The 12,942-nt window shown below is 73.2% G+C and carries 13 protein-coding genes; 6 read left to right on the top strand and 7 right to left on the bottom strand.

Annotation, left to right across the window (positions count from 1 at the left end; translation table 11 throughout):
- Positions 1-4 precede the first annotated feature (4 nt).
- From HAV39_RS42130 to HAV39_RS03170, 3 genes are all read left to right on the top strand, one after another.
- A complete protein-coding gene (locus HAV39_RS42130) occupies positions 5-1,486 on the top strand; it encodes a SigE family RNA polymerase sigma factor (RefSeq protein WP_203736140.1) in 1,482 nt (493 codons plus the stop codon).
- A 226-nt stretch (positions 1,487-1,712) separates the two neighbouring features.
- Positions 1,713-3,152 carry a SigE family RNA polymerase sigma factor gene (locus HAV39_RS42125; protein WP_203736141.1) on the top strand — a complete coding sequence of 480 codons (1,440 nt, stop codon included), beginning with the start codon at positions 1,713-1,715 and terminating at the stop codon, positions 3,150-3,152.
- A gap of 57 nt (positions 3,153-3,209) precedes the next feature.
- The gene (locus tag HAV39_RS03170) at positions 3,210-3,638 is read left to right on the top strand and encodes a hypothetical protein (protein WP_191837655.1); all 429 of its coding nucleotides are present in this window, start codon (positions 3,210-3,212) and stop codon (positions 3,636-3,638) included.
- On the opposite strand, the gene HAV39_RS03165 is transcribed toward HAV39_RS03170, so the two are convergent.
- Positions 3,635-4,405, bottom strand: coding sequence for a hypothetical protein (locus HAV39_RS03165; protein ID WP_191837654.1), 771 nt, complete (start codon positions 4,403-4,405; stop codon positions 3,635-3,637). The two genes, HAV39_RS03170 and HAV39_RS03165, sit on opposite strands and share 4 nt — an antisense overlap.
- A 121-nt stretch (positions 4,406-4,526) precedes the next feature.
- Here HAV39_RS03165 and HAV39_RS03160 point away from each other — a divergent pair, with 121 nt between their 5' ends.
- Positions 4,527-5,300, top strand: a complete 774-nt coding sequence (locus HAV39_RS03160) for a class I SAM-dependent methyltransferase (protein WP_191837653.1) — start codon at positions 4,527-4,529, stop codon at positions 5,298-5,300.
- A 7-nt stretch (positions 5,301-5,307) separates the two neighbouring features.
- On the opposite strand, the gene HAV39_RS03155 is transcribed toward HAV39_RS03160, so the two are convergent.
- The 5 genes from HAV39_RS03155 to HAV39_RS03135 form a co-directional block, all read right to left on the bottom strand.
- Positions 5,308-5,571, bottom strand: a complete 264-nt coding sequence (locus HAV39_RS03155) for a hypothetical protein (RefSeq protein WP_120318696.1) — start codon at positions 5,569-5,571, stop codon at positions 5,308-5,310.
- Between the two features lie 211 nt (positions 5,572-5,782).
- Positions 5,783-7,156 carry a DEAD/DEAH box helicase gene (locus HAV39_RS03150; protein ID WP_239120373.1) on the bottom strand — a complete coding sequence of 458 codons (1,374 nt, stop codon included), beginning with the start codon at positions 7,154-7,156 and terminating at the stop codon, positions 5,783-5,785.
- A 213-nt stretch (positions 7,157-7,369) separates the two neighbouring features.
- Positions 7,370-7,573, bottom strand: coding sequence for a cold-shock protein (locus HAV39_RS03145; protein WP_120318694.1), 204 nt, complete (start codon positions 7,571-7,573; stop codon positions 7,370-7,372).
- 212 nt (positions 7,574-7,785) lie between these two features.
- Complete coding sequence (locus HAV39_RS03140) at positions 7,786-8,058, bottom strand: hypothetical protein (protein ID WP_191837651.1); 273 nt, start codon at positions 8,056-8,058, stop codon at positions 7,786-7,788.
- A gap of 49 nt (positions 8,059-8,107) precedes the next feature.
- Positions 8,108-8,680 (bottom strand): dihydrofolate reductase family protein, encoded by a 573-nt coding sequence (locus HAV39_RS03135; RefSeq protein ID WP_191837650.1) that lies wholly within the window; start codon positions 8,678-8,680, stop codon positions 8,108-8,110.
- A 137-nt stretch (positions 8,681-8,817) separates the two neighbouring features.
- On the opposite strand from HAV39_RS03135, the gene HAV39_RS03130 reads away from it, so the two are divergent.
- Positions 8,818-11,571 carry an FtsX-like permease family protein gene (locus HAV39_RS03130; RefSeq protein ID WP_191837649.1) on the top strand — a complete coding sequence of 918 codons (2,754 nt, stop codon included), beginning with the start codon at positions 8,818-8,820 and terminating at the stop codon, positions 11,569-11,571.
- A 3-nt stretch (positions 11,572-11,574) separates the two neighbouring features.
- On the opposite strand, the gene HAV39_RS03125 is transcribed toward HAV39_RS03130, so the two are convergent.
- Positions 11,575-12,093, bottom strand: coding sequence for a PadR family transcriptional regulator (locus HAV39_RS03125; protein WP_191837648.1), 519 nt, complete (start codon positions 12,091-12,093; stop codon positions 11,575-11,577).
- Positions 12,094-12,186: 93 nt separating this feature from the next.
- Here HAV39_RS03125 and HAV39_RS03120 point away from each other — a divergent pair, with 93 nt between their 5' ends.
- Positions 12,187-12,942: an ABC transporter ATP-binding protein gene (locus HAV39_RS03120; protein WP_191837647.1), complete on the top strand. Its 756-nt coding sequence runs from the start codon at positions 12,187-12,189 to the stop codon at positions 12,940-12,942.

Below are 12,942 nucleotides of genomic sequence, written 5' to 3'. Positions count from 1 at the left end.
GGGGATGGCCGAGACGGCGACGTTCGACGAGTTCGTGGTGACGCGATCGCGGCACCTGCTGCGGGTGGCCTACCTGCTCACCGGTGACCATGCGCTGGCCGAGGACCTGCTGCAGACCGCACTGGCCCGCTGCTGGCCGGCCTGGCGGCGGATCAACGGTGACCCCGAGCCGTACGTACGCCGGGTGCTGGCCAACACGTACAACTCCTGGTGGCGACGGCGGTGGCACGGCGAGCGCCCCACCGAGACGCTGCCGGAGCACCCCGCGCCCTCGGCGCACGCCGCCGTCGACGACCGCGACCAGCTCCGCCGAGCCCTGGCCAGGCTCCCCCGGCAGCAGAAGGTCGTCCTGGTCCTGCGGTACTTCGAGGATCTGAGCGAGGCCGACATCGCCCGGACCCTCGGCATCTCCGCGGGCTCGGTGAAGACCCACGCGGCCAAGGGGCTGGCGAAGCTGCGGCTGGACCCGAGCCTGCGGGAGCTGCCGCAGGCGGACGACGACGGGCCGGTGGGCAACGAGCGGCTGTCCGCGGTGCGCACCCGGATCACCCGCAACCGCCGCCGCGGCGTCGCCGGGATCGCAACGGCCTGCCTGGTCGCGCTGGCGCTGATCGCCGCGTACGCGCTGCTGCCGCACCTGCGCGCGCGGGCGCTGCCGGAACCGGCGTTCCCGATCGAGGTGCCGCAGTTCGCGCAGAACGGCCGCAGGTTCGCCGACCTCGACTACTACCGCCTGACGACGTCCGCCCAGCACGACTACTCGCCCCACCTCGACCCGGCGCTCACCTGGACACCCGGCGACCGGCCGGAGGCCCTGTTCCTCGCCTGCCGCCACCTGGGGCAGCTCAACACGCTGATCGCCCATGTCCGGGTGAACGGGCGGACGGCGGGCATGGGCATGGACATCTGCACCGGCGACACCGACCTGGGCCTCGACGGCTTCTTCACCCGGCTGGACCCGGCGGCGCTTGGCCTGGTGGCGGGCCGTCCCGCCACCGTCACCCTGGACCTCGAATTCGGGCAGAACGGCACGGACCCGCTGCCAGCGGGCACCGTCGCCGTCGCGATCGGTGAACTCACGCCGTACGCGGAGCTCCCGTGGCCGGGCACGGCCCCGTCCCGCGCGCCGCTGGACCGCATGCCGCGGGACATGGTCGACCCGGCCACCGTCACCATGCTGGAGGCCGGGGGCGCGCACAGCGCCACCCTCACCTGGACCGGGCCGCTCGTACTGTCAGCGAACGCGCAGACACCCGGCCGGCTGCGCATCCTCGTCGACGGCGCGCTGGTGAGCAATCTGGACTTCGGTACGCCCTTCGCGGGGCAGGTGGTCGGCGACAGCGGTCTCCTGCTCGACCCCGCAGCCCGCTACGCCAACGGCTTCCACTTCGCACCGCGCCCAGGGTCGAGGATCACCATCACGGTCGAACCCGAACGCCTGGTCGGCGACTGGTACGTCGCGGTCCACCCCCAGCCGCGCGGCTGACGTCCGACACGACCGACGCGGCGCGGCGGGGACTGCCTGCCCTCGTCACCGGCCAGACCGTGGTCATCACCGTGGAGCCCGAGTTCATGACGGGCGACTGGCGGCTCACCGTCGACCAGCCCGGGACGTAACCTACGGGCGGGAAATTCTCGCGACACCACCCCACCGACGCCACCGTCCAAACGGTACGTGTTGCTGACGGCGGCGATCAGGAGGCTTGCGGAGCATGGCCGGCACGGCGGAGTTCGACGAGTTCGTGATGGCGCGGTCGCGGCACCTGCTGCGCATCGCGTACCTGCTCACCGGCGACCACGCGCTGGCCGAGGACCTGCTGCAGACCGCGCTGGTCAAGTCGTGGTCGGCGTGGCGGCGCATCCACGGCGACCCGGAACCGTACGTGCGGCAGGTGTTGCTCAACACGTACCGGTCCTGGTGGCGCCGCCGGTGGAACGGCGAGCGCCCCGCCGAGTCGCTGCCCGAGCAGCCGATCACGGCGCCGCAGGCCGCCGTCGACGAGCGCGACGAGGTGTGGCGGGCGCTCGGTCGGCTGTCCCGCCAGCAGCGGGTCGTGCTGGTGCTGCGCTACTTCGAGGACCTCAGCGAGGCAGAGATCGCCAAGGCGCTGGACATCTCGCCGGGCTCGGTGAAGAGCTACGCCGCCAAGGGACTGGCCCGGCTGCGGCTCGACCCCGACCTGCAGCCCATGCCCGCGATCGACGACGACGCCCCGGCCGGCAACGAGCGGCTGGCCGGCGTACGCCGTCGTATCGTGCAGCAGCGCCGCGGCCGGCTCGCCTCCGCCGCGGCGGCGCTCGCCGTGATCCTGGCGGGCATCACCGGGTACGTGATCGCGCCTGGCGGCGAGACCGACGGGCTGGCCGGCGTGCCCGACTTCCACCAGGGCTACCGCATCACGCAACGCGCGCAGGCCGGCTTCCCGGCGCGGACCGGCGAGATCACCTTCACCCCGTCCACTCTCGACCTGGCGTTCTTCCCCGCCTGCACGCACTCCGGCTACGAGGTGCCGCTGGAGGTCAAGGTGTGGGTCGGCGGCAGGTCGATCGGCGCGGCGGACTGCGCCACCGACGGCCTGTCCTTCGACAACCGGCTCACGCCCGCCCCGGACACCCTGCGCGCCGCCGGCGTCGAGGTGGGCAAGCCCGTGACGGTCTCCTTCGACCTGGACGTGTCGTACGTCTACACGGACCCCACGACCCCGGTCACGGAACCGAAGACGGAGGTGCCCGCGGACGGTGTGCTCGCGCTCCTCGTCGGCGAGTCCGTCGGGTTCGACAAGGTCGACCTGCCCGAGCGGCCGGCGACCCTGACGCCGCTGGACCGGCCCGCGTACGCGACGGGCACCAGCGTGCTGCTCACCGCCGACGGTCCGCGCACCGCCACGCTGGACTGGCGCAGCGGCGCGGTGCGCATCATGGCGCGCTCGCAGACGCCCGGCGTGCTGCGGCTGCGCATCAACGGCGTGCTCGTCGACGTGAAGACCTGGTGGGACTACGACCAGCAGACCTGGCAGTCGGAGTTCGCGCCCGCCGGCGACGACGCCAAGGTGCGCGGGCTGAGCGCCCAGTATCCCGATCAGCTGACCATCACCGTCGAGCCCGAGCACCTGACCGGCGACTGGTGGCTGGCGGTGATGCCGGCCGGCTGACGGGCGCGTAGGAGATCCGCTGCGGGCCGCCAAGGTGGCCGCGTTAGGGTCGGGCTTGTGGCGGATCAGTCGGACTGGCGCGCGCAGCGCGATCATGCGGTGGCGCAGCATGCGCTGGCCGAGCAGCGCCGCCGGGCGGCCGAGACGGCGCAGGCGATGGAGCTGGTGACCCGGTTCGCCCGCGAGGCGGCCGCGCGCGGCCTGCGCACCACGGCGCTGACGGCGTTCGCCTACGACGGCGGGGGCCGCTACCGCACCGACCTGCGCGGCTGGTACGTGCACCGCAACCGCACCCTCGCGATCACCGAGGACGGCCGCTACTACGTGCTCGGCGTGCCGTCGTCGCTGCGGGCCCGGCTGCTCGGCGCGCAGGTGCCGCCCGCCGACCCGCCGCTGATCGTCGGCCGGGGCGCGCGCGACGGCGAGTCGATGCCGCTGGAGACGCTGCTGCAGCGCCGCCTGGCCGCAGGCGACGACTGGCCCTAGCCGGCCTGCTCGGCCAGGGCGAACTCCAGCTGTTCGACGGCCATCCGCACCCCGTCGTCGAGGGCATCGCGATATTGGTGCTCCAACGACCAGGACACGGTCTGGTGCGGCCGGTGGCCGACCAGGGTGAGGCGCAGCGGCCCGACCCGCTCCTCATGCCTGTCGAGGGCGGCGTGCGCGGCCGCGACCGCGATGCCGGGAATCCGGGACAGATCCGCCGCGTCCAGCCGGGGTCCGGTGGCGTCGGTCGCGAAGTCCTCGGCGAGCACGACAGAGCGCGCGGCGGCGGGCGCGACCTCGATGAAGACCTCGGCGTCCGTGTCGCCGACCTCGGGGTCGACCGGGTTGGCCAGCCGCACCACGGGCCCGCCCGGGGTGAGCGTGACCCACTCGCGGACCATGCGGTGGGGAAGCTGCTCGATCGCGGCCCGCACCGCCCGGGACGCGCCCGCCCGCACCGAGAAGTAGCTGGACTCGACGATGTGCAGGTAGTGCTTGACCAGCACCACGCGCAGTGGCCCGGTGCGGTACTCGTGCTGCAGGAGCGCGGCGCGCACGCCGCGCAGCGCGCCGGTGGTCAGTTCCGCCGTCCACTGCTCGTTGGCGAGCTCCGCACGCATGTACTCGTCGTCGCGGTCCCGGTCGCGCAGGTCGATGAAGTCGTCGGCGACGTGCACGCTGCTTGCGGCGGCCGGTTCCACGTCGACCGTGACCCGCACGGGGCCGAAGCAGCCGCCGGCCATGGACCTGTTCGTCACCCGCACCATGGCCGGCAGCGTAACAACGCACGTCACCCGCCTTCACCACGTTTCGGAGCACCGGGATCGGTGTGGACGGACCGTTTCCCCCGAGTGTCGCGGCGGCCGGGATGGCACTACGCTCTCGCGAATGAGTGACGCGCGCACCCAGGGCCTCATGTTCGGCGAGATCGCCGAGGAGTTCGACCGGATCCGACCCGGTTACCCGGAAGGGCTCGTCGACGACGTGCTCGCCTACACCGGGATCGGCGTCCAGGCGCTGGAGGTGGGCGCGGGCACCGGCAAGGCCACCACCGCGTTCGCGGCGCGCGGCCTGCAGATCACCGCGATCGAGCCGGACCCGAAGATGGCCGCGCTGCTGTCGGAGCGGCTGTCCGGGCAGTCCTCGGTGCGCATCGTGGTCGCGCTGTGGGAGCAGTACGAACCCGACCTCGCCTTCAACCTGCTGTTCTGCGCCCAGGCGTGGCAGTGGACCGACGGCTCGCAGCGCTGGCGGCGGGCCGCGGCGGCGCTGGCCCCCGGCGGCACGATCGCGCTGTTCTGGAACTTCGACCGCATCGCCGACGACGACCTGCGCGCTCTCGTCCGCGAGGTGCACGCCGGCTACGCCCCGCACGCGATGATCGACGAGGAGCCCGCGGACGGCGCCGACCTGTCGGCGTACTGGCCCGGGCCGGACCTGGCCGCGCTGCCCGAGTTCGGCGACCTCACCGAGCGGCTCTACACCTGGGAGCGCACGCTGTCGGCCGACGACTACGTCTCCTACCTGTCGACCCAGCCGACGTATCGCATCCTGCCGGAGGCGACCCGCGAGGCGCTGTTCACCGCGCTGCTGCAACGCCTGCCCGAGAAGGTGACGCTGGCCGTGGAGACGCTGCTCTACCTGGGCCGCCGCACGGCCTGAAACGCCGTCAGCCGACCCGGCGGCGCATCGAGTAGGTCACGGCGTGCAGGCGGTAGGGCTCGGTGTGCAGGAACACCGCACCCCGGTCGTACGCCTGCCAGCCCGACTCACCGGCCCGGTTGAGGTGGCGCAGGTCGTCGAACCGCTCGTCGGTGCCCCACCGCTCGACGCCGTCGGGGCCGTGGAAGACCGCGTCCCAGTCCATGAAGCGATCCGCGCCCAGGGTGCCCGCCGATCGGTATTCGAGCCGTGCGTACTGCCAGCGCGTCATGCGGCCATTGTGCCGCAGCGCCAAGCAGCCTGTCCAAACGCGACCGCCCTGCGTCGCCGCACTCATGACCGCGCGCAACCGAACACCACCGGCCCGCGCCCACCGCCTCGGCGTGCCCACACAACGACGCTGGCCTATCTCATCGAATTCGAGCTGCGGAAACTCGATGAGATAGGCCAGCGTCCATGACAATCGGGGTCGGACTGCGCGGTCAGCGCGACCGGCGGCCTCGGCGGGAACGGCTGGAGCGGCGCGCGGCCTGTCCGTCCTCGGAGGTGGCTGCCGCGGGCGGGGCCGGCAGCACGGCCGGGGTGCCCGACGGGGTGCGTGCGCCGGTGATCCGGGCCAGCTCCTGGTCGTGCGGGCGGACCGCGGTGGTCCGGGCGGCGACGCCCGCGGCGGCGAGCAGCCGCGCGGTCTCCCGCCGCTCCTCGGCCACCACCAGGGTGACGACGGTGCCGGTGCGCCCGGCGCGGGCGGTGCGGCCGCCGCGGTGCAGGTAGTCCTTGGCGTCGTTCGGCGGGTCGTAGTTCACGACCAGGTCGAGGTCGTCGATGTGGATGCCCCGCGCCGCCAGGTCGGTGGCGATCAGCGCGTTGACCGCGCCCGACTTGAACTGGTCGAGGATCCGGGTGCGCTGCGGCTGCGACTTGCCGCCGTGCAGCGCGGCCGCGGTGACCCCGCTGGCCAGCAGCCGCCGGGCGACCCGGTCCGCGCGGTGCTTGGTCTTCACGAACATGATCACCCGACCGTCGCGCGCCCCGATGTGCGCCGTGGCGGTGTCCTTGTCGGCGGCGTCGACGTGCAGCAGGTGGTGCTCCATGGTGGTGACCGCGCCGGCCGGCGGGTCCACCGAGTGCCGGGCCGGGTTGCTCAGGAAGCGCCGGACCAGCCGGTCCACGTCGCCGTCGAGGGTGGCCGAGAACAGCATGCGCTGCCCGCCCGGCGCGGTGGCCGTCAGCAGCGAGGTGACCTGGGGCAGGAAGCCCATGTCGGCCATCTGGTCGGCCTCGTCGAGCACGGTGATGTCGATCTGGTCGAGCTTGCAGTCACCGCGGTCCAGCAGGTCGTTGAGGCGGCCCGGGGTGGCGATGACGATCTCCGCACCGGCGCGCACCTGGTCGGCCTGACGGCCCAGGGACAGCCCGCCGACGACGGTGACGGTGCGCAGGTTGAGCGCGCTGGCGTACGGGGCCAGCGCGGCGGCGACCTGGGCGGCCAGTTCCCGGGTGGGGACCAGCACCAGGGCCAGCGGCTGGCGGGAGCGGGCGCGGCGGCCCGCCAGGCGGGTCAGCATCGGCAGCCCGAAGGCGAGCGTCTTGCCCGAGCCGGTGCGGGCGCGGCCGAGCACGTCGCGCCCGGCGACGGCGTCGGCGATGGTGCGCGCCTGGATCGGCGACGGCACGGTCAGACCCTGCTTGGCCAGCACCGCCGCCAGCGAGGGGTGGAGCGGGAGTTCGGTGAAGCTGGTCGCCAGCGGGCCGGTGAACTCCGGCTCCGCCGTCACCGGCGTCGGCGTGGGGGTCGCCTTGGCGACGGCCTGCTGGCCGGTCTGCGTGGGGCGGCGACGGGGGCGACGGCGCACGGGGTGAGCCGACGAACCGTGTACTGCGGCGGTCAAATTGGAGCCTTTCGCTGTCGGCACGCCGCGCGAAGGCTCTCGACCCGGGTGATGCCCGGGGAGAGTCAACAGGTAACGAACCGAATGGTGGGGTGTTGCCGCCGGTTCCGCGGCGTTGCCGCCGCGGAACCGGACAATCAAGCATGCCGCGCCACGCTCAGGGGCGTGGCGTGGGGGTCAGACGAGGCGTACGGCCTCGGCCTGCGGGCCCTTCGGGCCCTGCACGATCTCGAACTCGACGCGCTCGTTCTCGCGCAGCTCGCGGAAGCCGTCGAGCTGGATGACCGAGTGGTGGACGAAGACGTCAGCGCCACCACCGTCGACGGTGATGAAGCCGAAACCCTTGTCGGCGTTGAACCACTTCACGACGCCAGAAGCCATGGTGTTCTCCTCTACGGATGGGCCACGCTCGCTGCGAGGCCCGGATGGGCCGTCTCGAGCAGCGGTAAACCCACGGTGATCCGGAAGGAGAACCGATCCCGGTGTACTGAAACCAGGCAGGTGAAGCAACCACAAACAAGAAACTGTCTCTCCACCATACACGTCGCGACGTCCCCGGACGGGTGTCCCGGGTCCGCGTCGGTGTGTCCTGGCTAACCCAGCTCCATCGCGACGAGCAGGAATACCGCCAGACCGGTGATCATCCCGAGGCCCATGGCCAGCGGCAGGCCGGCCCCGAAGAAGGTGGCGACGAAGCTGGCCAGGCCGCCCGGCACGGCGAAGAAGCCGACCGCCTGCGGGGGTTTGCGCCGCGCGTAGGACACCGCGGCCTTGCCCACGAACTTCACCACGATGCCGGCGAAGGCCAGCACGGCCAGCGCGGCCAGCCCGAGCAGCACCCAGAGCACGACCTCACCGGCAGACATGCGACCGAAGGTAGCCGCTGCGCCGCGCCGGGGCCAGTGACGGGCGTGGCTATTTCACGACGCGGTATCGCAGGTGCGTGACGTGCGGCGACGGTTGCGCGGCCAGCTGCTCGAGTTCGATGTGGTCGGTCCCGAGCTGGTCGAACAACCGCCGGCCGCCGCCCAGCAGCACCGGCGCGAGCTGCAGGTGGATCTCGTCGAGCAGTCCAACCCGCAGCACCTGCTGGACGACGTCCGCGCCCATCAGCGTCACCGCCCGCGCCCCGGCCGCCGCGACGGCCAGGTCCAGCGCGTCGGACAGGCCGGTGTGCACGAAGGTGAACGTGCCGCTGCGCTCGGTCCGGTCCGGCGCCGGGTGGTGGGTCAGCACGAAGCAGGGCACCGCGTACGGGGTGTCCCCCCACACGCCCACCCCGACGTCGAAGGTGCGCCGGCCCAGCAGGACCGCTCCGGTCAGCGCGAACTGCCGCCGCACGGCCTCGGCGTCCACCTCGCTCGACCCGTCGAAGATCCATTGGTGCAGTCGCTCGCCGCCGCGGCCCATGGGGTGTGCCACACCCACGTCGGGCCCGGCCATGAAGCCGTCGAGCGACATCGTCACGTGCGCGATCACCTGTGCCATCGCCGTCCCCCGGGTAGAGCGCCATGGATGCGCCTACATGCTGCCACGGTCCACAGCGGACGTCACAGCCGAGTAACGAGTGTCGCGACTCCTTGCATTGTGACAATGTAAAGAGTGACAGTGGTCGAGTGCTTGCCATGATCTGGTCGCAACTGCGCCACCGCGCCTGGCGCACCGGCGCCCTGTTCACCGCCGTGCTACTGGCCACCACCGGGTTCACCGTGCTGACCGGCACCGTCAACACCGCCCGGCTGCGGGTCGTCGGGGACGTGAACGCCAACCTGCGCGGGGCGTACGACATCCTGGTCCGTCCGAAGGGCGCCCGCACCGCGATCGAGCAGGAGCGCGGCCTGGTCGGCCCGAATTACCTGTCGGGCACGTTCGGCGGCATCACCCAGGCGCAGCTCCGGGCGATCCAGGCGGTCCAGGGGATCGAGGTGGCCGCGCCGATCGCGAACCTCGGCTTCGTCGCGGTGCTCCGCACCGTGCCCGTCGACCTCACGGACCTGGTGGACCGGGCCAAGGCCCGCCAGCTGATCCGGCTCGACCCGACGTTCCTGGCCGACCGCGGGCTCTCGTCGTTCCGCAAGACCGAGAGCTACGTCTACGTGACCACCCGCCCGCTGCTGGCCCCGCAGAACGTCCAGCAGGCCGGGGGGACGCTGCGCTACCCGGACGGCTCGACCCGCCCCGACGACCCGCGCTGCCCGCTCGCGGTGCTGGAGGTGCAGGAGGACGGCACGAAGCTGCCCATCTGCACCACGTCGGTGGTGCAGCCGGGCGACGGCGACTCCGGTGAGGGCGCGCCGGGGTTCACCATCGTGCGGCTGCTGCCCGACGGCCGCTTCGAGCAGTTCGGCGCCACGATCGGCCCGCAGCCGTGGCTGGTCGTCCCGGTCGTCTGGTGGACCGTGATCGGCGCCGCCGCCGTCGACCCGGCGGCGGAGGCGCGGCTCGTCGGCCTCGACCAGGCGCTCGTCTCCGGGCGCTACCTCACCGCCACGGACGCCACCCAGCCCGCCGAGGTGGGCAAGAGCGTGCCGGTGCTGGTGGCCGACGAGTCGTACGTGGACGAGAGCCTGCGGCTGGCCCTCTCCGCGGTGCCCGACGCGGCGGTGGCCGACCTGCCCGGCACCCGCAGCGACGTGCTGCGGACCCGGCTCGCCGCGGTCACGGTGGCCGCGCGGGGCGAGCGGCGGCTCGACGCGGCGGCACTGCGCGGTGACGTGTCCCGGTTCCGCGGACAGGCCCTCGTCGCCTTCAACATGCTGCTGCAGAGCGGGCTGCCCGAGTACCGGACCGGGTCCGGCGACTCGCTGGCCCCGGTCGCCGGCGCGCCCGACCCGACCCGGTGGACGGGCTTCTACCGGGTGTCGGGCGGCCGGTTTCCGGTGTTCCTGAACGACACCACGTTCCGGTCGCTGAACGCGGTGATGCGCGGCGAGGCGACCATCGCCGCCGATCCGGTCGGCGCCTTCGACCCCGGCCGCCTGCACGGCAACTCCGCGCTGGGGCGGGTGCCGCTGGAGACGTACCAGGCGCCGGAGGCGGCGGGCGCCGACGCCGCGAGCCGGACGCTGCTCGGCGACCGCCCCCTGCGGCCCTCCGGCGCTCCGCAGGGCTATCTGGTCTCCCCACCGCTGCTGCTCACCTCGCTCGCGGCGCTGCCGGGCATCCTCGGCCGGGACGCGGCCGAGAAGTCGATCTCCGCAGTGCGGGTGCGGATCTCCGATGTGCACACCCTCGACGAGGTCACCCGGGAGCGCATCCGCCGCACCGCCGAGGAGATCACCGCCGCGACCGGCCTCGACGTCGACATCACCGTCGGTTCCTCGCTGGCGCCGCAGACGGTCGTGCTGCCTGAGGGGAAGCTGGGCCGCCCCGAGCTGCGGCTGGCGGAGCTGTGGTCGCGCAAGGGCGTGGCCGTCGCCATCATCGAGGCGGTCGACCGCAAGAGCGCCCTGCTGTTCGGCCTCATCCTGGTGGTCTGCCTGCTGTTCCTGGCCAACGCCACCACCGCCGCGGTGCACGACCGCCGCCGCGAGCTGGCCGTGCTCGCCTGCGTCGGCTGGCCCCGGAGCCGGCTGGCCGCGCTGGTCACCGGTGAGGTGGCCCTCGTGGGCCTGTCCGCCGGCATCGTCGCCGCCGCGCTGAGCGTGCCGCTCGGCGCGGCCGCCGGGGTCCGGATCACCGTGGCGCAGACCCTGCCGGCCGCCCCGCTGGCGCTGCTGCTCGCGCTGCTCGCCGGGGTCCTCCCGGCGATCCGGGCGGCCCGCGCCCACCCCGGCGCGGCGCTGTCCCCGCAGGCCTCGGTGGTGCGGCGGCGACGGGCGCGGCCCAGCCGGACCGTGCTCGCCACCGCGCTGCGCAACGCCCGGCGCAGACCGGGCCGCACGACGCTGGCCACCGCGGCCGTCGCGCTGGGCGTGAGCGCGTTCACCGCGCTGCTGACCCTCACCTGGGCGTTCCACGGCGCCGTCACGGGCACGCTGCTCGGCGACGCGGTCTCGCTGCGGGTCCGGGCCGTCGACACGGTCGCGGTCGCGGTGACGCTCGCGCTGGCCGCCCTCGTCGTGGCGGACGTGCTCTACCTCAACGTGCGCGAACGCGCCGCCGAGCTGGCCGCGCTGCGCGCCGCGGGCTGGGGCGACGGTCCGCTGATCCGGCTGGTCGCCTACGAGGGGCTGGTCATCGGGGCGCTCGGCGCGGCGCTCGGGGCCGCGGCCGGGGTGCTGTTCCTGGACCGGCTCGCCGGCGGCATCCCGCCCGCGGCGTACGCGGTGAGCGCCGGGGCCGCCCTGGGCGGTCTGGCGCTGGCCGGGTCGGCGGCCGTGCTGCCTGCCCTGTCCGTGCGACGGCTGCCCCTGGCGGCGCTGCTGGCCCGGGAGTGAGGATCAGGACAGCAGCTCCGCCTCGACGTCCTCCAGGAAGGTCAGGTCGGCGGTGACGTGCCGGGCGGCGGCGGCCAGCAGCAGGCGCACCACCGTCTCGCGCGCCGGATCGCGGCGCAGCGTCTCCAGGTTGCGCAGTTCCCGCAGGAGGTGGGCGCGCTGCGCGGCGAGCACATCGGACACCGTGCCGGGATCGCCGGTGCGGGTCGCGGCGACCACCTTGAGGAACAGGTCGTCCCGGAAACCGGCGGTGCGCGGGCTGGGCGAGGTCATCCAGTCGCCGAGTTCGCGCTGCCCGGCGTCGGTCATCCGGTACACCACGCGGTCGGGTTTGACCTCCTGCGCCATCCGGCTGGAGTCGACGAAACCGTCCCGGGAGAGACGCTCCAGCACCTGGTACAGGTGCCCGATGTTGAGCGCGCCCCACTGCGGTCCGACCGCGGACTCGAACGCGCTCTTCAGTTCGTACCCGTGGCTCGGCCCTTCGCGCAGCAGGGCCAGCACTGCATGCTGGATCGGCATGGCACACCACCCTCCCCTCTCGACATCACAGCTGCATCACAACCGACCGGACGGTTCTTGCATTGTGACAATGTAACACCGACAGTGATCGCTATGACCGATAGCACGACGGGGGCCGGCGCCACGGTGCGCGTGGCCGAGCTGGCCAAGCACTACCAAGGCGGCGACGTGCGGATACCCGCTGTAGCCGGGGTGTCGCTGGAGTTCGCTCCGGGCACCATGACCGCGATCACCGGCCCCAGCGGATCCGGCAAGTCCACCCTGCTGCACCTCATCGGCGCGATCGAAGCGCCCGACGCGGGCAGCATCACCGTCGACGACATGGAGATCACCTCCATGAAGCGGCGCCACCTCACCGCCTACCGCCGCCGCGTCGGCTTCGTGTTCCAGCGCTACCACCTGCTGCCCGCGCTCACCGCGCTCGACAACGTCATCGCGCCCGTGGTGCCGTACCGGGTGAGGTTCGACAAGGCCGCCCGCGGCCGGGAGCTGCTCGCCGCGGTCGGGCTCGCGGGCCGGGAGCACTCGTTGCCCTCCCAGCTGTCCGGCGGTCAGCAGCAGCGCGTCGCCATCGCCCGCGCGCTCATCGGCGCGCCCACCCTGCTGCTGGCCGACGAGCCCACCGGCAACCTCGACTCGCGCACCGGCACCGAGATCCTCGACCTGCTGGCCGCGCTGCGCGCCGAGCACGCCATGACGGTGCTGGTCGCCACGCACGAGCAGCACGTCGCCGCTGCCTGCGACCGGCTCATCCGGCTGCGCGACGGCGAGGTCGTGCAGGACGTGTCACTGGCCGGCGGCGAGCAGCCCGAGGAGACGCTGAGCCGGCTGGGCGGTCCCCGCCTGTGA

The sequence above is a fragment of the Catellatospora chokoriensis genome (assembly GCF_011297315.1).
GTDB lineage: Bacteria > Actinomycetota > Actinomycetes > Mycobacteriales > Micromonosporaceae > Catellatospora > Catellatospora citrea.
This window is presented reverse-complemented; position numbering and strand designations above follow the sequence as displayed.